Origin of the sequence: Paraburkholderia sp. (genome assembly GCF_004298475.1) — a bacterium.
Classification (GTDB): Bacteria; Pseudomonadota; Gammaproteobacteria; order Burkholderiales; family Burkholderiaceae; genus Paraburkholderia; species Paraburkholderia denitrificans.
Window position 1 is genome coordinate 23,525 of record NZ_SCRP01000030.1, and the last position, 19,985, is coordinate 43,509.

Consider the following 19,985-nt stretch of genomic DNA (forward strand, 5'->3'; position numbering starts at 1 on the left):
TCTCCTCTTTGCTTTTAGTGGTAGCTAGTGGTAGCAATACCCGCGCCCCCCGTGGAGCGGTCGACGCCCTGCTCTTCGCTCAGCCGGCAAGGTCATCGAAAGCGAGAAAAAGAGTATCACGTTGCGATATGTGGTCAAGCCGGGGCGGACCCCAATCCGGACGCAGCTGTCAAGCGGCGATGCGTGCAGGCTTGCCGTTGCGGTTGCCCGCACGCAACCGGTAATAAAAAACCGGCCTGAGGCCGGTTCCGGTTTCGTGAAGCTGGGCCGGCATCGCCAGGACGGGCGCGACAGCCGCCCGGCATAGCGAACCTGAGTGAACTGAAGCACAGCGCAGGCGCGCCGGCTCAGATCGAGAACGTCTCGCCCGTCTGACCGCTCGATTCGCGCAGCGCCTTCACCCACTCGTGCGCAGGCAGGCCGAGCGTCGTCTCCAGCACGCGCGCGCGCTTTTCCAGCGCCGCATACGCGACCTCAAGCGCAGGGCCCGAGAACGCGAGCGCCACGCGGTTGCCCTCGTGCACTTCGGGCAGCGCGATCACGCGGCCTTCGAACGCTTCATTCAGGCGCTTCATGTTGCGCACGAAACTCGGGTGATCGCCGAAGAGATTGATCGTCGCGATGCCGGCATTGGTCAGGCACAAGCGCACGGCGCGATAGAACGCCACGCTGTCGAGCACCGGGCCGCGCGCAGTTGCGTCGTAGACGTCGATCTGCATCGCGCCGATCGTGCCGTGATTCGCGCGGTCGTTCACGAAGTCCCACGCATCGAGTTCGCGTACGGTGAGGCGCGCGTCGTCGGACGGGAGTTCGAACATCGTGCGCGCCGCGATCACGACCGCCGGATTCAGCTCGATCGCCTCGACCTTTGCCGGACGCAGATAGTGATGCGCAAATTTCGTGAGCGCCGCAGCACCGAGGCCGAGTTGCACGATGCGCGCGGGCGTTGCGAGGAACAACAGCCAGGCCATCATCTGCTGGGCGTATTCGAGTTCGATGTGATGCGGCTTGCGCAGGCGCATCGCGCCTTGCACCCACTCGGTACCGAAATGCAGATAGCGCACGCCGCCCTCCTCCGAGAACGTCACGGGCGCGAAACGCGGCTTGCGCGGCGCTTCGATGAGCGGCGCGCGGTCGAGATCGTCGTCGGCGCGGCGCGCTCGCGCGGCACCCTTCGTGGTCTTCGTGACCTTCGTCGTTTTCGCGCGCGGCGCGATTTCGGCTTCGGCTTCCTGCGCGGCGGCGTCGTTGCGGTCAGTGCTGGGCTGGCTAAAAGCGCGCGCCTCAGCCGAGGCGCGCTTGATAAGAGTCGTCATGTAAAAGATAGCTTACGAAAGAGGCGGTTTCCCGGGCGAACGAGAGCATAGCATTCACGGCCGAATGCACTGCCGAAGTGCTGCAACGGCCAGCAGCCGTTTTGGGTACGCTTCGTTGCAAGCGATCGAACGGCAACTCAGTGCGGATCGTGTTTCCGCCGCCGCAGATTGTCCCGCACGCGACGGGCTACGAGAACCGGAAGGTAGTCTGTGATTCGGGCGCCTTCGCTGTATTCCGCCCAGGTTTCTGCGTACATCCTCGATACGGTTTCTAGAGGGATATCGGTGTCACTGGCAATCGACTGGACGATAAATTCGTCAACGTGGTGCGCGGCCATCTTTTTCTCCCTGCAGTCGGAGTATCAGGCGCGGGAAATCGCCTTACCGACCATGTTGTTTCCCACTACCTGCCTACATAACACTTTCACCCAAACCGGACGGGACAGCAAAGGGTTGTCTGGCACCTCGAGGACTATCTCACCGGGCGTTGAGCCGCGTCACATGCGCGCGCAACCAACTTGAAAAACGACGGAGAACGTCACCCACGCGCGTCGCGGGCGCGACGTTTTGACATGCATCAATGTTCGAACCTATGAACGACAATTGTCGCGATTGTTCAGGGACAAATCATGGCAAAGAAGTTTCCGATCCATCCACTACACCCCGAGCGTGTTTGCTGGGGCTGCGATCACTACTGCCAGGCCGACGACATGCGATGCGGCAATGGACAGAGCCGCACGCAGCATCCGGTCGAGTTGTTAGGCGACGACTGGTACGAGCAAGGCGACTGGGGCCTCGATGTCGACCCATCGGAAAAGAGTGTGACGCCGGGGAAGATTGGCTGAGGACTCGGGTGAAGACGCGCGCTGCGGCACGAACCCAGGTTTCGCCTGCACAGCCCGTTCCAAGCTTCCCGGCATTACCTCCGTTGAACCCAATGGAAACCAGAGGCGGCAAAGTCTCGTCGAGTGCGACGCGATCGTGACTTGCATGCTCGCGTATGCCGCTATCAAAACCGCCAATACACCGCATTTCGGCTACGACATAGCCCGACATCGCATTCAATTAGCATATCTAGCCAAACCGGATCGACTGATCCTAAAGATTTTGCATTTGGGGCCGTAAAGAGAAATCGCGAAGGTCGGGCGCAAGGTGCTGCCCTGTTGAACACCTTTGCATATTCAAACCAATCAGGCTTTACGGGGACCCTTCAATGAAAAATCTTTGCCGGACGTTATTGCTTTCAGCTAGCGCAGCGTTTATTGCAGCCGGTTGCGCTTCGGGACCGCAATATAAGGACGTCGCATCGTCGATACCGACGCTTGCCCCGGATCACGGCCGGATCTATTTCTTTCGGGAAAACAGCATGGGCGGAGCGCTGATCCAGCCGGAGATCAGACTTAACGAACAAGTGGTCGGCCGTTCGGTACCCGGGGGATTCTTCTATGTAGACGAGACCCCGGGCGATTACACCGTGGCGACCACGACTGAGACCAAGAAAACGATCACCTTCGCCTTGCGCGCCGGCGACACAAAATATGTGCGCACCTCGATCAGCATGGGGATATTGGTCGGGCATATCACACCAACGCTGGATGACCCGGATACCGCGCCTCAGGAAATCGAGCAGCTCAAATATACTGGCGTGAAAACAAATACCGTAACGCAATAGATCGTTTGTATTGAACAGCCTGGTGGCGGTGAGCGGTGTATCCGCTTCGCCGCCTGGGCTGCGTGACGCACGAAGGCGTCGTGTCGTTCAGCAGGTATAGCGGTGCTTGGTGTCGATCCGCCGTCTCACCAAGCGCCCGCATCCCGATCTTCTCCGCAGTTCCGCCGTTGAACGCTATGGAGACCAGACTCGGGTGCGTTTCGACCAGAGTGCCCAAATCGTCGCTCGCATGGCCAATCGCTCGCGAATCAATACCCAACATTTTCATGTGGACTACAATGCGCATAACTTACCCACATTAGGAGCAGCGCCATGCGTCGTCCAGCGGCCGATGCGGCTCCCCGGCGGGCCACAAATATTAGTCTGCCCGAAGACGTCTACAAGGACGCCAAGGAGCTCGGTATCAATTTCTCGCAGACCTGCGAGCGGGCACTTCGCCAAGCTGTTCAAGCAGAAAAGGATCGCCAGTGGGCCATCAAGTACGCCGGTTTTATCGAGGCCTATAACGAGATGGTTGAGCGCGATGGCCTGCCGCTCGCTCAATATCGGACGTTCTGATGGCCCGTTTTGACGTATTTCTGAATCCGGGCCAACATCCAGCCGTGCCTTACGTTGTCGATGTCCAAGGCAACCACTTATCCGGTCTGGCGACACGCGTGGTTATCCCGTTGCGACGCTTGGACAGCTTCGCCTCAGTCCCTCTTCCGCCTGACCTGATACCTGTCTTCACGATCGAAAGCATTGAGTGCATGCTGGATACGCCAACACTTGGCGCGATTCCACGAAATGAATTAACCCAATCCGTTACGTCGCTACTCCATCGGCAGGACGAGATTAATTCGGCGCTAGACCGATTGTTTGGCAGTTGGTAAGCCGCCAGACACGCCTCTACTCTCGCTGACGCGAGACCACGCTCGGACACGTCAATTCGATTGCCGCAGTTGCCGCCAAACGGCCAACTTTTCTGCGTATGTGACTGAAGCATACGCCGGGCTGCTCGACGGCAACCGGATGAGCCGATATCGATCCGCCGTCTCACCAAGCGCCCGCATCCCGATCTTCTCCGCAGTTCCGCCGTTGAACGCTATGGCGACCAGATTCGGCAATGTATCGATAAGCGCGATCAAGTCGTTGCTTGCGTGGTCACGTATGCGGCTATCGAGGCTCCCAATTCGACGCGCTTCAGCAACAACATCCCAAAGACCGATGTGATGATCCAATAACGCTCGCAACCGCGCCGCATAGTCGAGATCGACGAGAGGCACGCCGATCGTGTCGCCGACCAGATTAAAAAACTTGTTCTGCGGATTCGCATAGTACTGCCCGTGAGCGAGCGAAACCTCACCGGGCAAGCTGCCTAAAATCAGCACGCGCGTCATCTCATCGACGACGGGTGCAAAACACCGCTTGAAAGTCATGGGCACTCCGGCAACGGCTCAACGCGACGCAGGAAGCTCGCGTTGAGCCGCGTGCGCACGCGAAGCGGTGTGATCGAGGGGACCGCGTTCGCGTCCCGTGTGCACGACACGGTCGATACGTGCAGCGCCGGCAGCATGAGCGAGATGCGCCCACAGCGCGGGCAGCATGCACTCGGTGACGAGCAAAGGCGCGCCATGCCGCTCGAACACCGAGCGGCGCGCCGCATAAGCATGCGGCACCCCTCCAGGTGTCGCATTCGCGGCGAGCGCATGCAGCGCGTGCCGTGCATTCACTCGCCGGCTCACGAGCGCCGAGCGCGCCACGCCGCTATCGCGATAGAGGAGTTCCGCCAGCGGGCGCGTGCGCAGGCTGCGCATCGCGCGCCACGCGCCATGGCTCGCGGCAAGCGGCGTCGCACTGTGCGCGGCGACGAACGGCACGCCGTCGACCACAAGCACGATTTCGCGCACCCACGCGCTCGCGCGCGGGGCAAGACCCAGAGCCGCGCACTCGTCTGGCCACGGCAGCTCGACGGCCTCGTGGGTCACGCGCACCTCGACATGTCCGAGCGTGCGCAAGTGCGCGGTGAGCGAACCGCCGCGCGTGAGCCAGTCTTTCTGATCGGCGCTGAAGCCGGGCATGGGCGCGACGCGCCAGTGCGCGTCGGCGGCATCGAATCGGATGGACATGGCGCGCATTATAGGCCGCGAATATCTGGCTTCGTGCGAACACACGCAAAAGAAAAACCCCTCACGGCACGCGGACCGCGAGGGGTTTCGAAGCACTTACGCCGTGCGCACCATGCACGCGCGCCGTGCGTGCTGCGCCGTCAACCCGCGCGCGCGAGCAGCAGCGCGTTGGTGCGCTTCACGAAGCTCGCGGGATCGTCGAGCGCGCCGCCTTCCGCAAGCAGCGCCTGATCGAAGAGCAGATGGCACCAGTCCGCGAAGTCGGCGTGATCGGCGGACAACCCCTTCACGAGCGGGTGCTCCGGATTCACCTCCAGAATCGGATGCGAATCGGGCGCCTGCTGGCCCGCTGCCTTCAGCATGCGCTGCAGATAGCCGCTCATTTCGCCCTCGTCGGCCACGAGGCACGACGGCGAATCGGTCAGGCGGAACGTGAGGCGCACGTCCTTCGCCTTGTCCTTGAGCGTCTCCTTCATGCGCTCGACGAGCGGCTTCAACGCTTCGCTCACCTTCTCCTGCTGCTGCTTTTCCTCGTCGTTGAGCGCGCCGAGGTCGAGGTCGCCGCGCGCAACGCTCACGAGCGACTTGCTGTCGAATTCGTTGAGGTACGAGAGCATCCACTCGTCCACGCGGTCCGTAAGCAGCAGCACTTCAACGCCCTTCTTGCGGAACACTTCCAGATGCGGGCTGTTCTTCGCGGCCTGCCAGGTATCGGCGGTGACGTAGTAGATCTTCGTCTGCTCGGGCTTCATACGCGCCACGTAATCGGCAAGCGAAACGTTCTGCTGGGCCGTGTCGCCATGCGTCGTCGCGAAGCGCAGCAGCTTCGCAATGCGCTCGCGATTCGCGAAGTCCTCGCCGATGCCTTCCTTCAGCACCTGGCCGAATTCCGTCCAGAACGTGGCGAATTTCGCCTTGTCTTCGTCCGTCGTGTCGGCGTCCGTCTGCGCCGGGTCGGCGGCTTGCGCCATCTCTTCGAGCATGGAGAGCACGCGCTTGGTCACGCCGTCGCGAATTGCCTTGACGTCGCGGCTTTCCTGCAGGATTTCACGCGAAACGTTCAGCGGCAGGTCGCTCGAATCGACCACGCCCTTCACGAAGCGCAGATAAGCGGGCAGCAGCTGTTCGGCGTCGTCCATGATGAAAACGCGCTTCACGTAGAGCTTCAGCCCGCCGCGATGATCGCGGTTCCACATGTCGAACGGCGCATGCGCGGGCACGTACAGCAGTTGCGTGTATTCGCTGCGGCCTTCGACGCGGTTATGCGTCCACGCGAGCGGATTCTGATGATCGTGCGCGAGGTGCTGATAGAACTGCTGATACTGCTCGTCGCTGATCTCGCTCTTCGAACGCGTCCACAAGGCGCTCGCCTGGTTGATGGTTTCGAACGCATCCTTCGTAACCATCTCGTTCTTTTCGGCGTCCCATTCTTCCGCTTTCATTTCGATGGGCAGGCCGACGTGATCCGAATACTTCTGGATGATCGACTTGAGCTTCCACGAGGAGAGCAGTTCGTCCTCGTCTGCGCGCAGATGCAGCGTGATCGTCGTGCCGCGCGCTGCGCGCTCGATTGCCTCGACCGAAAATTCGCCCTCGCCCGCGCTTTCCCAGCGCACGGCCTGCGACGCGGGCAGGCCCGCGCGGCGGCTCTCGACAGTGATCTTGTCCGCAACGATGAAACCCGAGTAGAAGCCCACGCCGAACTGGCCGATCAGCGCCGCGTCCTTTTGCTGGTCGCCGGACAGCTTGCCGAAGAATTCCTTCGTGCCCGAGCGCGCGATCGTGCCGAGGTGTGCGACCACTTCGTCATGGCTCATGCCAATGCCGTTGTCGTCGATCGTGATGGTGCGCGCGGCCTTGTCGTAGCCCACGCGGATGCGCAGGATCGCATCGTCTTCGTACAGCGCGTTGTTCGCGATGGCCTCGAAGCGCAGCTTGTCGGCCGCGTCCGATGCGTTCGAGATCAGCTCGCGCAGGAAGATCTCCTTGTTGCTGTACAGCGAATGGATCATCAGGTGCAGAAGCTGTTTCACTTCCGCCTGGAAGCTCATCGTTTCTTGAGCCATGTTCGAGGGTCCTTTTTCGTTGCAATGCGGGTGTTAGAGGTTCGGCGCCGCGTACAGTTACGGTGAGTTACGGTGCGCGGCGCGCCGTGCGCAGACTTGGGGACGCACGGCGCGTATTTCAAGGGCCGGTCTCAGTTTCCAGCCTCAGTTTCCAACCTCACGCACCAGCAGCCGTGCCGCGCCGCGCGACACGGTCGAGATAGTTCGTCAGGAACGACGAAAGCGCCGGATCGCCGCAGTTCGCGACGTTAAAACGCATCCAGGTGGTCGGCGACTGGTGCGGCGAGAAGAGGCTCCCCGGCGTCAGCAGAAAGCCCGCTTCGTGCCCGGCCGCCGTGAGCGCATCGGCGCAGACGCCCGTGTCGGCCCACAGGAACATGCCCGCTCCCGGCGCGGTAAAAAGGCGCATGCCCGTGCGTTCGAGCATGCGCGCGGCCTTGTCGCGCACGCCATCGAGCCGTGCGCGCAGGCGCTCCACATGGCGCCGGTAGTGCCCTTCGGTGAGCACGCGATAGAGCACGCGCTCGTTGAGTTCGGGGCTCGTCATGCCCACCAGCATCTTCTGGTCGCTTACCGCCTGCACGACATCGCGCGCGGCGGCGATGAAACCCACGCGCAGGTTCGGCGCGAGTGTCTTCGAAAAGCTGCCCAGATAGATCACGCGGCGCAACTGGTCGAGGCTCGCGAGACGCGTGGCCGGGTAGCCTGCCGGACAGAGATCGCCGTAAATATCGTCCTCGACGACGATGAAGTCGTATTGCTCCGCGAGCCGCAGGATGCGAAACGCCTGCGCAGCCGTGAGCGAGGTGCCGGTGGGGTTTTGCAGCACCGAGTTGATGACGAGCATCTTGGGCCGCCATGTCGTCACGAGCGACTCCAGCGCGTCGAGATCTGGCCCCTCGGGCGTGTACGGCATGCCGACGAGCCGCGCGCCTTGCGACGCGAAGCGCCCGAACATCTGGAACCACGCGGGATCGCCGACGATCACCGTGTCGCCCGGCTGCACGTAGAGGCGCGCGAGCAGATCGATGGCCTGCGTGACGCCCGACACCATCACGATCTGGTCGGGCGTCGCGCCAATCTCGAACTCGGCGAGGCGCGTCTGCAACTGCTGGCGCACGGGCAGGAAACCCTGCGGCGAGCCGAAGCCGAGCATCTGCGCGCCGCTCTGGCGCCCGAGCGAGCGCAGCGCGCCCGCGATCAGTTCGCCATCGAGCCAGCGGGCGGGCAGATAGCCGAGGCCCGGTCCCTTCTCGGGATGCGTCGAAGTCTGGAGCATGTTGCGCAGCAGCCAGACCACGTCGAGCGTGGGCGGCAAAACCGGCTCAAGCGGCTCTCCAGCGTCGGCCGGGCCGTTCGCGGCGTTCGCGGACTGCCCGCGGCGCTCGATGGCCGTCACGTTGGCGAGCCGCTCGCGCACATAAAAGCCCGAGCCGCGCCGCGAGTCGAGATAACCCTGCGCGACAAGCCGTTCGTAAGCTTCGACCACCGTGAAGCGCGACACGCCCTTGTCGAGCGCGAGCTTGCGAATCGACGGCATGCGCATGCCGGGGCGGAACACGCGCTCCTCGATGCGGCGGCGGCCCCACTGCACGAGCTGCTCGACGAGCGTAAGCGTGGCCGCGTCGTGCGGCGCCGGAATCTGGTCGAGTGGAACGGAGGACATGGCGGCTCCCAACTGTACCGAACACTATCGGGCCGATTGTACCGTTACTGTCAGACTCCCTACCGGTACATTCGATGTCATGAGTCCCGGCAAGGCGCGGGTTCGCGCAGCCGGAAACTGTCCGGTTCCGCCGATTCGGACGCCGCCGCTCACCGACACTCCAACCATGAAAGCACGCGAAACCCAGGGCATGCTGCTCGGCCTCATCGGCGTCATCATCTTCAGCCTCACGCTGCCGATGACGCGCATCGTCGTCGCCGAATTCCATCCGATCCTCAACGGCCTCGGCCGCGCACTCGCCGCCGCCGTGCCCGCCGCGGTGCTGCTTGCCGTGCGCCGCGAAAAACGCCCCACGTGGCCGCAGGTCAAAAGCCTCGCCGTCGTGTCGCTTGGCGTGATCGTCGGTTATCCCGTGTTTTCCGCGTGGGCGATGAAGACCGTGCCCGCCTCGCACGGCGCCATCGTCAACGGCCTGCAGCCGCTCGCCGTCGCGATCTACGCCGCGTGGCTCTCGCACGAGCGGCCCTCGAAGGCCTTCTGGCTCAGCGCGCTCACCGGCAGTGCGCTCGTCGTCGCTTTCGCGCTTCAGGCAGGCGGCGGCGCGCTCCATGCGGGCGATGCGTGGATGCTCGTGGCAGTCGGCATCGGCGGGCTCGGCTATGCGGAAGGCGCACGGCTCGCGCGCGAACTGGGCGGCTGGCAGGTGATCTGCTGGGCGCTCGTGCTGTCCGCGCCGTTCCTCGCGCTGCCGGTCGGCTGGCTCGCCTTCCAGCACCATCTCGCGCACCCCGGTCCGGTCGCGCTCAAGACGTGGCTCGCGTTCGGCTACGTCACGCTGTTCTCGCAGTTCATCGGCTTCTTTGCCTGGTACGCCGGGCTCGCGATGGGCGGCACCGCGCGCGTGGGCCAGGTGCAGTTGCTGCAGATTTTCTTCACGATGGCGTTCTCGGCGCTGCTGTTCGGCGAGCAGATCGCGCCCGCCGCATGGCTCTATGCGGCAGCCGTCATCGCCACCGTGATGCTCGGCCGCCGCACGGCGATCCGCACCGCGCCGATACCCGTGCGCGCCGCCTGAGGCATTTCCAGGCGGCGCCTTATCGTGTGTAATCCACCACACACGGTGCACCACACACGGTGCACACGTTTCTAACTTCTAACGACAACCCTTTACAGGAGACCTTCATGGATCAAAGCGAACTTCAGGGCGCCCGCGCCTGGCAACTGTCCGAGCGCGCCATCAAGCTCACAAGCTCGGCGATCCGCGAGATCCTGAAAGTCACCGAGCGCCCCGAGGTCATTTCATTCGCGGGCGGCCTGCCCGCACCGTCCACCTTCCCCGCCGAGGCCATGCGCGTCGCGGCCGACCGCATCCTGCGCGACAGTCCCGCCGCCGCGCTCCAGTACAGCGCGACCGAAGGCTATCTGCCGCTGCGCGAATGGGTGGCCGAGCGCTACTCGGTGGGCGGCGCGACGATCCGTGCATCGCAGGTGCTCATCACGACCGGCTCGCAGCAGGCGCTCGATCTGCTCGGCAAGGTGCTCGTATCGCCGGGCAGCCCCGTGCTGGTCGAGACGCCCACTTACCTCGGCGCGCTCCAGTCGTTTTCGCTTTACGAGCCGCGCTATGTGCAGGTGCCGACCGACGATCTCGGCCTCGTGCCCGAAGGGCTCACGCCCGCACTGACCGCAGATGCGCGCCTCCTCTACGCGATTCCGAATTTCCAGAACCCGACCGGCCGACGCCTGCCGCTCGAGCGCCGCGAAGCGCTCGCCGCGTTCGCGCAGCACGCACCGTTCCCGGTGATCGAAGACGATCCGTACGGCGCGCTCGACTACGCGGGCAAGCCGCTGCCGACGCTGCTCTCGATGGCGCCCGAACACATCGTCCATCTGGGCTCGTTCTCGAAGGTGCTCGCGCCGGGCCTGCGCGTGGGCTACATCATTGCGCCCGAGGCGCTGCACTTCAAGCTGGTGCAGGCCAAGCAGGCGAGCGATCTGCACACGCCGAGCTTCACGCAACGCATCGTCCACGAGGTCGTGAAGGACGGCTTTCTCGACACGCACCTCCCGAAGATCCGCGCGCTCTACCGCGACCAGTGCGAGGCGATGCACGCGGCGCTCGCGCGCTACATGCCCGAAGGCGTAAGCTGGAACAAGCCCGAAGGCGGCATGTTCGTCTGGGTGAACCTGCCCGCGCACATCGACAGCATGAAGCTGCTCGAAGAAGCCATTGCGCAGAATGTGGCCTTCGTACCGGGTGCGCCGTTCTTTGCAAACGAAGCAAGACGCAATATGCTGCGCCTGTCGTTCGTCACCGTGCCGCCCGAGAAGATCAATGAAGGCATGGCAAAGCTCGGCGCACTGATTCGCGCGCGGGCCTGACGACGAACACGTTATTCCCCTGTTTCCACGGCTCCACCAAGCATCATTACGCACAATTTCGTACAAGGATTTTTGATCATGGCTGACATCAACGTCTACGACCGTCTCGAACAACTCGGCATCACCCTGCCGCAGGCAGGCGCACCCGCCGCGGCCTACGTCATGAGCGCACAAAGCGGCAACACGGTGTACGTGTCCGGTCACATCGCCAAGAAGGACGGCAAGGTCTGGGCAGGCAAGCTCGGCGAGAACCTCACCACCGAAGAAGGCAAGGCCGCCGCGCGCGCCATCGCCATCGATCTCATCGCCACGCTGCACGCGCATACCGGCGACCTGAACCGCATCAAGCGCATCGTCAAGCTGATGAGCCTCGTGAACTCGACGCTCACGTTCACCGAGCAGCACCTCGTCACGAACGGCGCGTCGGAGCTGATCGCCGATGTGTTCGGCGAGAAGGGCAAGCATGCACGCTCGGCGTTCGGCGTCGCGCAGGTTCCGCTTGGCGCGTGTGTCGAGATCGACCTGATCGCCGAAGTCGCGTAAGCCTCCAGGCAGTTGCCGCATCCGGGCCTCGCTTTGCGCGAGGCCCGCTGGTTTTGAAACATGCCGTGCCCGCCAGCGCGCGCCCGGCATGCTGAACGTCACACCCCCGCGCCGCCACGGATATCGTGCCGCGCAGCGCTTCCGCCCTCACTTCATCGCCGGTACTTCCCGCCATGACTCTTCGCAGCGTCCGCTTCAAACAGGGCACCGTGATGGGACGCGACGGCCGCATCACGATCGACTACGACGACGATGCTCACCAGGTCTGGATCGGCGGCGCGGCGCTCACGGTCATCGACGGCACCTGCCGCCTGCCCTGAACAACTGACCACCTGAATGCCTGCGCACGCAACACAGTCGAACGCTCGTGCGGCAGGCGCAAAACCGCGCATTTCGCACACGCAAGCGATGCGCAATCGCACATCTATGCAGCACGCGTCGATACCGTGGGCACGCGGTAACAGGTCTCGCGTTTACCCCATCCGCTAACCCTTCCGCAAACAATCCTCAGCCTTTAATATCGCGGCATCGGGTGCCGAAACGCGCCCCGCGTCACCGTCCAGCGCGCCTCGTCCGCGCGCGTCTCGACCTTTCCCCAGAGCATGCCGCAGATGAATCCGAGCGCTTCGTTGCTGTCCCGGCTGCCGCACCCGCGTCGCGCCGAATCACGCCTGCACCGATCGAGATGAGCCCGGCCGGGGGTCCGTTTTCGCGCGAGCCGGGCCTGCGTGCAACGCCCGCGCCGGCCCTCGCGCGCCCTCGCACGCTGCTGGCGATCCCGCTGCTCGGCGTACTCGTCCTCATCCTGCTGTGGGCCGTGATCTTCACCCGCCTCGCGGTCGAGAAGGACGCGACCATGCGCGAAGCCACCGCGTCGGCGGCGCTCCTTTCCGCCGCACTCGAACAGCACACCGTCAAGGCAATTCACCAGGTCGATCAGATCACGCGCTTCGTGAAGTACGAGTTCGAGAAATCGCCGCGCACCTTCAATCTCGCGAAGACCGTCGAAAAGGGCGTCGTGCAGAGCGACTCGCTCGTGCAGGTCTCGCTCATCGACGAACACGGCACGCTCATCGCGAGCACCGTCGATCCCGATCCGAAGCCGGTCGATCTATCGGACCGCGAACACTTTCGCGTGCACGAGCACGAGAACGACGACCAGCTCTTCATCAGCAAGCCCGTGCTCGGCCGCATCTCGCGCCAATGGACGCTGCAGATGACGCGCCGGCTCAATCATCCCGATGGCTCGTTTGCGGGCGTCGTGGTGGTCTCCGAAGATCCGGGCTACTTCACGAGCGACTTCTACAACATCGCGGCCATCGGACGCGAGGGCGTGATCGCCGTGATTTCGGACTCGGGCACGGTGCTCGCGCGCCGCACCGGCAACGCGCAACGCCCGAGCGGCGCGTTTTCGGCGAGCGGCACATACCCGATCTCCGAGCACGTTTCGGGCACCTACGTCGATCCGCTCGACCACGTCACGCGCATCGTGTCGTACCGGCATATCGACGGCTATCCGCTCGGCGTGCTCGTCGGACTATCGCAAGCCGAAGAATTCAGCGACTTCCGTCACACGCGCCGCGTCTATCTGCTGATGGCGACGTTCGTCTCGCTCGCCATGCTGTCCTTCTTCGCGGTTGCAACCGGCTTGATCGGCAAATTGCTCGGTCGCGAGCGCGAGATGTCGCAACTCGTGCAATACGATCCGCTGACCGGGTTGCCCAACCGCTATGCCACGCTGCAGCAACTGCGCTTCGAAGTTTCGCAACCGGGCAACGTCGGCCGCCTCGCGATCCTCTTCATCGACCTCGACAACTTCAAGACCGTCAACGACACGCTCGGCCACAACGCGGGCGACGTCGTGCTGCAGATGAGCGCGGCGCGGCTTGCCGAGGCGGTCGGACCCGGCGGCACGCTCGCGCGCATCGGCGGGGACGAGTTCGTCGTGATCGTCAAAGGCGACGACATCGAGAAGCGCGCGGTCGCCATCGCCGAAGCAACGAGCGCGGCGTTCACCGCACCGTTCGAGGTGCGCGGCAGCACGTTCGTGCTGCATGCGAGCACGGGCATCGCGCTTTACGCGGTTGCGCACGAAAGCGAAATCGATCTGCTGAAAAAGGCCGACCTCGCGATGTATGCCGCGAAGGAAGCGGGCCGCAACTGCTTTCGCTTCTACTCGCCGCAGCTCGCGCATCGCGCCGACCATCTGATGAAGTGGGAACAGCAATTGCGCGTGGCGCTAGCCGTTGGGCAGCTCTTTCTCGCCTACCAGCCGAAGATCGATTTGCGGCGGCGCTGCATCACCGGCTTCGAGGCGCTCGTGCGCTGGAACCATCCGCAGTACGGGCTCATTGCCGCAGGCGAATTCATTCCGGTCGCGGAATCGACGGGACTGATCGTGCCGGTCGGCGACTTCGTGATCCGCACGGCCTGCGCGCAACTCGCGCAATGGCAGCAACAGGGTCATGAAGCGCTCACGCTCGCCATCAACATTTCCGCAGTCCAGTTCTGGCGCGGCGATCTCTACGAAACCGTTTCGCGCGCCATCGAGGAAACGGGCATCGCCGCGCACCGGCTCGAACTGGAGATCACCGAAACGGCGATGATGGAGTATCCCGATCTCGTCTCCGAGAAAATCTTCGCGCTGAAGCGCCTCGGCGTGCGCGTGGCGCTCGACGACTTCGGCACGGGCTACTCGTCGCTCTCGTATCTGAACCGCTTCGCTGTGGATACGCTCAAGGTCGATCGCACGTTCGTGCAGGCGATTCCAGCCGACCGCAGCGTGTGCGTGATGGTTTCGGCAATCGTGAATCTGGCGCGCTCGCTCGGCCTCACGGTGGTGGTCGAAGGCACCGAAACCGAAGAGCAGATTGCGTGGCTTGCGGCGCTCGGGCCGATCGAGGCACAGGGTTACCTGTTCTCGCGCCCCGTGCCGGTAGAGGGCGTGGCCGCGCTGATCGAGCGCTTCGGCGTATGCGAAACTGCGCAGCCCGCGGCAGCGGCCCGGCACAACGAACGCCTGAGCGACGAACCGAATCGATAAACGCGCCGCAGCGGGCGCTTCATTCAGTCATTCACCGCTGCGATTCGCCGCAGTGATTCACACCAGCCTGGCGGCTTCAAGACGGCAAAACGCGGGCCGGCAAACAGCACCGGACCCGCGTCGCAAAACAACCGATCGAACCGATCGATCAGAACCCGCGCCCCGACACGGCAATGCCGATCGTCAGCACACCCAGCACGAGATTGAACATGACGAGCCGGCGCACGGTCACCACCGCGCGTGCGCCGTCGGGCCAGCGCTGCGCCTGCACGGCACGGCGAATGGCCGGAAAGACCACGAAAATGATGTGGCCGTAGAGCAGCATCATGATCGAGCCGAGCGCCGCCATCGCGTTCAGTTGCCAGGGCGCTCCGGCGCCGCCGAACACCATCAGCATGTAGCCGCCGGTCAGCAGAATCACGATCACCGCGACCCCGATCCAGTTGAAGAAGCGCTTGTGCACGGCCTCCCAGAGCGGCAGCCGTAGCTGCGGCGAGAGATCTTCGAGCGCGGGGCGCAGACAGAAGAGTGCGAACACCATGCCGCCCACCCAGACGGCAACACTCAACAGATGCAAAAAGAGCGCGATTCCGAGCGCGTGATTCATGCTTCAGATTCCTTTTGTAATCTTGACGGGACGGCAGTACGCCTGCGAACAACGCAAGCGCGTTAGCGCGCGATTATTTCATGTCGCGTAAAGGCACGTTCAGAGTGTGGGCACCTGCGTCGCGCTCGCGCATCGCACAGGCGTCGCCCGCCGCCCTGCTCCTGACTTTTACTGGGCTTTACTGCTGCAACACCGGACGCAACGAAAAGATCTGCTTGAGCTTCGAATCGGGCGCGCGGCCCTTGCGCGCGCGCTTGCCGATCTGCGGCGCCAGCACCGGCCCCGCCATCAGATCCTCGCCCGGCTTGCCGCCGCGCCCCGTGCCGAGCAGCACCACACCCGCCGCGCCGATCGCGAGCGCCTGCACGAGCTTCTCCTTGTCGTCGAGCTGCATGAGCGTCACGCCGCGGCCGCCTGCGGAAAGCGTCTTCATCTCGTCGAGGCCGAACACGAGCAGCCGCCCGCCCGACGACAGACACGCCACCTGGAGCGCGCCCGGCAGCACCGGCATCGGCGCAAGCGGCACCGCGCCTTCGTCGATCGTCATGTACGACTTGCCCGCCTTCACGCGGCTCACCATGTCGCCGATCTTCGCGATGAAGCCAAAGCCGTTGCTCGACGCGAGCAGCAATGGCTGATCCGCGCCGGCCGCGAAGTAATGCAGCAGATGCGAACCCGCTTCGAGTTCGATGAGCGACGTGACCGGCACGCCGTCGCCGCGCCCGCCCGGCAGTTGCGCGACCGATATCGAATAGACGCGGCCATTGCTGCCCCAGGCGATGAGCGTATCGGGCGTGCGGCACTGGAATGCCGCATAGAGCGCGTCGCCGGCCTTGAACGTGAAGCCCTGACTGTCGAGCCCGTGGCCCTTGAGCGCGCGCACCCAGCCCTTCTGCGACACGACGACCGTAACCGGCTCGTCCACCACGCGCACTTCGAACGACGCGCGCTTTTCCTGCTGGATCAGCGTGCGGCGGTCGTCGCCGTATTGCTTCGCGTCGCCTTCGATTTCCTTCACGATGACGCGCTTCATCGACGCTTCGTTCGCGAGCAGTTCTTCGAGCTTCGCCTTTTCGTCGCGCAGCGCTTCGAGTTCCTTCTCGATCTTGATCTTTTCGAGCCGCGCCAACTGGCGCAGACGGATTTCGAGGATGTCTTCGGCCTGGCGGTCGGAAAGACCGAACGCCGAGATGAGCGCCGCTTTCGGCTCGTCGGATTCGCGAATGATGCGGATGACTTCGTCGATGTTGAGGAAGACGATCATCCGCCCTTCGAGGATGTGGATGCGCTCGTCGACCTTCGTCAGGCGATGCTGCGTGCGGCGCGTGACCGTCGCGAAGCGATAGCCGATCCACTCGTACAGGATCTCGCCGATGCCCTTCTGGCGCGGACGGCCATCGGCGCCGATCATCACGAGATTGAGCGTGGCGTTCGATTCGAGGCTCGTGTTCGCGAGCAGCGAATTCACGAATTCGCTCTGGTCGATGCGGCTCGTCTTCGGCTCGAACACGAGGCGCACGGGCGCGGCCTTGCCCGATTCGTCGCGCACCGCGTCGAGCAGCGCGAGCATCGACTGCTTGCTCTGCAGCTGCTCGGGCGTGAGGGTTTTCTTGCCGAGCTTGAGCTTCGGGTTCGTCAGTTCCTCGATCTCTTCGAGCACCCGCTGGCACGACGTGTTCGGCGGCAGCTCGGTCACCACCAGTTGCCACTGGCCGCGCGCGAGATCCTCGATCTTCCAGCGCGCGCGCACCTTGAGGCTGCCGCGCCCGGTTTCGTACGCCGCCGCGATTTCCGCTTCGCTCGAAATGATCTGGCCGCCGCCCGGGAAATCCGGCCCCGGCAGCTTGTCCATGATTTCGGCGTGCGTGATCTGCGGATTGCGGATCATCGCAACCGCCGCCGCCGCGACTTCGCGCAGGTTGTGCGAGGGAATTTCCGTGGCGAGACCCACTGCGATGCCCGACGCGCCGTTCAGCAGCAGCATCGGCAAACGCGCGGGCAGCGTCTTCGGCTCTTCGAACGAGCCGTCGTAGTTCGGCATGAAGCCGACCGTGCCCATGTCGATTTCGTCGAGCAGCAGCTTCGCAATCGGCGTGAGGCGCGCTTCCGTGTAACGCATCGCCGCCGCGCCGTCGCCGTCGCGCGAGCCGAAATTGCCCTGGCCGTCGATGAGCGGATAGCGCATCGAGAAGTCCTGCGCGAGCCGCACGAGCGCGTCGTACGCCGACTGGTCGCCGTGCGGGTGGTATTTACCGAGCACGTCGCCGACCACGCGCGCCGACTTCACCGGCTTGGCGTTGTCGCCGAGGCCCATTTCGTTCATCGCGTAGAGAATGCGCCGCTGCACCGGCTTCTGGCCGTCGCAGACATCGGGCAGCGCGCGGCCCTTCACGACGCTCACCGCGTAGTCGAGGTACGCGCGCTCCGCGTAGTGGCCGAGCGTCAGCGTGTCGCCTTCGGCGCCGCCCGTCACTTCAGCAAAAAGATCGTCCATATTCAGTCAGTCCGTATTCCTGTCCAGACGTGTGTGCAAGCGTGTGCAAACCCCGGCACGCGCGTCAGATGTCCGCTTCGACCTCGTTGCCCTTCTCTTCGAGCCACGAGCGGCGCGACGCCGCTTCGCCCTTGCCCATCAGCATCGTCATGCGCGCGACGGTGGCCTCGTAGTCGAGTTCGCCGAGCGAAACCGGCGACAAACGCCGCGTGTCCGGGTTCATGGTCGTGTCCCAAAGCTGCTCGGCGCTCATTTCGCCGAGGCCCTTGAAGCGGCTGATGGTCCATTGCGTATCACGCACGCCGTCCTTGCGCAGCTTGTCGAGGATCGCGTCGAGTTCGCCGTCGTCGAGCGCATAGAGCTTCTGCGCGGGCTTCTTGCCGCGCGCAGGCGCATCGACGCGAAAGAGCGGCGGACGCGCCACGCACACGTGGCCGCGCTCGATCAGTTGCGGGAAGTGCTTGAAGAACAGCGTGAGCAGCAGCACCTGGATGTGCGAACCGTCGACGTCGGCATCCGAGAGGATGCAGATCTTGCCATAACGCAGGTTCGAGAGATCGACGCTGTCGTCGGGGCTGTGCGGATCGACGCCGATCGCCACCGAAATGTCGTGCACCTCGTTGTTGGCGAACAGACGGTCGCGCTCGGTCTCCCACGTGTTGAGGACCTTGCCGCGCAGCGGCAGGATCGCCTGATATTCCTTGTCGCGGCCCATCTTCGCGGAACCGCCCGCCGAATCGCCCTCGACGAGGAACAGTTCGTTGCGCCCGATGTCCGTCGATTCGCAGTCGGTCAGCTTGCCCGGCAGCACGGCCACGCCGGAACTCTTGCGCTTCTCGACTTTCTGGCCCGCGCGCGTGCGCGCCTGGGCCTGCTTGATGACCAGTTCGGCCAGCTTCTTGCCGTGCTCGACGTGCTGGTTGAGCCACAGTTCGAGCGCCGGACGCGCGCACGACGAAACGAGCTTCACGGCGTCGCGGCTATTCAGGCGCTCCTTGATTTGCCCCTGGAACTGCGGATCGAGCACTTTCGCCGAAAGCACGAACGACACGCGCGCGAACACGTCTTCGGGCAGCACCTTCACGCCCTTCGGCTGAAGGTTGTGCAATTCGACAAAACTCTTCACGGCCTGGAAAAGACCGTCGCGCAGGCCCGATTCGTGCGTGCCGCCCGCGGGCGTCGGAATCAGGTTCACATACGATTCGCGCGTGAGCGAGCCTTCCTCGCTCCACGCGACGACCCAGGCAGCGCCTTCGCCGTCGGCGAAGGTGTCGTCGCCGGTGCGCGCGTGATCGGCATACAGCTCGCCTTCGAACAGCGGGATCAGCAGCTCGCTGCCGCCCATGCCTTCGAGCAGATAGCCGCGCAGGCCGTCTTCGTACTTCCAGCTTTGACGCTCGCCTGTCTTCTCGTTGACGAGTTCGACTTCGACGCCGGGCAGCAGCACCGCCTTCGAGCGCAACAGACGCTGCAACTCGCCGAGCGGCAGATTGGCCGAATCGAAATACTTCGGATCGGCCCACGCGGTCACGCGCGTGCCGCTCTTCTTATCGTCGCGCGCGGCGTTGCGCGTGGTGAGCGGCCTCGCCACGTTGCCGTCCGCAAAGCCGATTTCGGCGACCTTGCCGTCGCGCCAGACGGTGACGTCGAGGCGCTTCGACAGCGCATTGGTCACCGACACGCCGACGCCATGCAGACCGCCCGAGAACGTATACGCGCCGCCGGCGGCCTTATCGAACTTGCCGCCCGCGTGCAGCCGCGTGAAAACGATTTCGACGACCGGCACTTTCTCTTCGGGATGCAGGCCGAATGGGATGCCGCGGCCATCGTCCTCGACGGAAACCGACTGATCGGCATGCAGCGTCACCGTGATGCGCTTGCCATAGCCGCCGAGCGCTTCGTCGGAGGCGTTGTCGATGGCTTCCTGAATGATGTGCAGCGGATTTTCGGTGCGCGTGTACATGCCCGGCCGCTGCCGGACGGGCTCGAGGCCCTTGAGCACTTTGATCGACGCTTCGCTGTACGCGGCGTTTGACTTCTTCGTAGACATGGTGGTCCGTCGGATTTCCGCCCAGATGTCCACAGGCT

General features: G+C 63.9%; 17 protein-coding genes and 1 pseudogene. 9 read left to right on the forward strand and 9 right to left on the reverse strand.

Going from position 1 to position 19,985, the window contains the following annotated elements; all coding sequences use genetic code 11:
- Positions 1-347 precede the first annotated feature (347 nt).
- Positions 348-1,316, reverse strand: a complete 969-nt coding sequence (locus EPN59_RS14760; protein WP_293033805.1) for a spermidine synthase — start codon at positions 1,314-1,316, stop codon at positions 348-350.
- A gap of 137 nt (positions 1,317-1,453) precedes the next feature.
- Positions 1,454-1,654, reverse strand: a complete 201-nt coding sequence (locus EPN59_RS14765) for a DUF3562 domain-containing protein (RefSeq protein ID WP_293033807.1) — start codon at positions 1,652-1,654, stop codon at positions 1,454-1,456.
- 291 nt (positions 1,655-1,945) lie between these two features.
- Here EPN59_RS14765 and EPN59_RS14770 point away from each other — a divergent pair, with 291 nt between their 5' ends.
- From EPN59_RS14770 to EPN59_RS14785, 4 genes are all read left to right on the forward strand, one after another.
- Entirely contained in the window at positions 1,946-2,161 is a 216-nt protein-coding gene (locus EPN59_RS14770) for a DUF3079 domain-containing protein (RefSeq protein ID WP_293033809.1), read from the forward strand.
- Between the two features lie 368 nt (positions 2,162-2,529).
- Positions 2,530-2,988 carry a DUF2846 domain-containing protein gene (locus EPN59_RS14775; RefSeq protein WP_293033811.1) on the forward strand — a complete coding sequence of 153 codons (459 nt, stop codon included), beginning with the start codon at positions 2,530-2,532 and terminating at the stop codon, positions 2,986-2,988.
- A 312-nt stretch (positions 2,989-3,300) separates the two neighbouring features.
- Positions 3,301-3,546, forward strand: coding sequence for a type II toxin-antitoxin system CcdA family antitoxin (locus EPN59_RS14780; RefSeq protein ID WP_293033813.1), 246 nt, complete (start codon positions 3,301-3,303; stop codon positions 3,544-3,546).
- Positions 3,546-3,860, forward strand: a complete 315-nt coding sequence (locus EPN59_RS14785) for a CcdB family protein (RefSeq protein ID WP_293033815.1) — start codon at positions 3,546-3,548, stop codon at positions 3,858-3,860. The genes EPN59_RS14780 and EPN59_RS14785 overlap by 1 nt, the downstream gene beginning before the upstream one ends.
- 51 nt (positions 3,861-3,911) lie before the next feature.
- Here the strand turns inward: EPN59_RS14785 and EPN59_RS14790 are convergent, their stop codons facing one another.
- The 4 genes from EPN59_RS14790 to EPN59_RS14805 form a co-directional block, all read right to left on the reverse strand.
- Positions 3,912-4,406, reverse strand: coding sequence for a DNA-deoxyinosine glycosylase (locus EPN59_RS14790; RefSeq protein WP_293033817.1), 495 nt, complete (start codon positions 4,404-4,406; stop codon positions 3,912-3,914).
- Positions 4,407-4,424: 18 nt separating this feature from the next.
- Complete coding sequence (locus EPN59_RS14795; protein WP_293033819.1) at positions 4,425-5,096, reverse strand: chorismate lyase; 672 nt, start codon at positions 5,094-5,096, stop codon at positions 4,425-4,427.
- A gap of 140 nt (positions 5,097-5,236) precedes the next feature.
- Entirely contained in the window at positions 5,237-7,162 is a 1,926-nt protein-coding gene (gene htpG / locus EPN59_RS14800; RefSeq protein WP_293033821.1) for a molecular chaperone HtpG, read from the reverse strand.
- A 157-nt stretch (positions 7,163-7,319) separates the two neighbouring features.
- Entirely contained in the window at positions 7,320-8,828 is a 1,509-nt protein-coding gene (locus EPN59_RS14805) for a PLP-dependent aminotransferase family protein (protein WP_293033823.1), read from the reverse strand.
- 166 nt (positions 8,829-8,994) lie between these two features.
- Here EPN59_RS14805 and EPN59_RS14810 point away from each other — a divergent pair, with 166 nt between their 5' ends.
- From EPN59_RS14810 to EPN59_RS14830, 5 genes and pseudogenes are all read left to right on the forward strand, one after another.
- Positions 8,995-9,903 carry a DMT family transporter gene (locus EPN59_RS14810; RefSeq protein WP_293033825.1) on the forward strand — a complete coding sequence of 303 codons (909 nt, stop codon included), beginning with the start codon at positions 8,995-8,997 and terminating at the stop codon, positions 9,901-9,903.
- A 107-nt stretch (positions 9,904-10,010) separates the two neighbouring features.
- Positions 10,011-11,210 carry a PLP-dependent aminotransferase family protein gene (locus tag EPN59_RS14815; protein ID WP_293033827.1) on the forward strand — a complete coding sequence of 400 codons (1,200 nt, stop codon included), beginning with the start codon at positions 10,011-10,013 and terminating at the stop codon, positions 11,208-11,210.
- A 78-nt stretch (positions 11,211-11,288) separates the two neighbouring features.
- Complete coding sequence (locus EPN59_RS14820) at positions 11,289-11,753, forward strand: RidA family protein (protein WP_293046278.1); 465 nt, start codon at positions 11,289-11,291, stop codon at positions 11,751-11,753.
- Between the two features lie 191 nt (positions 11,754-11,944).
- Positions 11,945-12,073 (forward strand): annotated as a pseudogene (locus EPN59_RS14825) (PhzF family phenazine biosynthesis protein); the annotation flags it as partial.
- Between the two features lie 365 nt (positions 12,074-12,438).
- A complete protein-coding gene (locus tag EPN59_RS14830; RefSeq protein ID WP_293033831.1) occupies positions 12,439-14,796 on the forward strand; it encodes an EAL domain-containing protein in 2,358 nt (785 codons plus the stop codon).
- A gap of 148 nt (positions 14,797-14,944) precedes the next feature.
- Here EPN59_RS14830 and EPN59_RS14835 read toward each other — a convergent pair whose 3' ends face one another.
- From EPN59_RS14835 to EPN59_RS14845, 3 genes are all read right to left on the reverse strand, one after another.
- Entirely contained in the window at positions 14,945-15,403 is a 459-nt protein-coding gene (locus EPN59_RS14835; RefSeq protein ID WP_293033833.1) for a CopD family protein, read from the reverse strand.
- A gap of 178 nt (positions 15,404-15,581) precedes the next feature.
- Entirely contained in the window at positions 15,582-17,897 is a 2,316-nt protein-coding gene (parC, locus tag EPN59_RS14840; protein ID WP_293033835.1) for a DNA topoisomerase IV subunit A, read from the reverse strand.
- Between the two features lie 64 nt (positions 17,898-17,961).
- Positions 17,962-19,947: a DNA topoisomerase IV subunit B gene (locus EPN59_RS14845; protein WP_293033837.1), complete on the reverse strand. Its 1,986-nt coding sequence runs from the start codon at positions 19,945-19,947 to the stop codon at positions 17,962-17,964.
- Positions 19,948-19,985 lie beyond the last annotated feature (38 nt).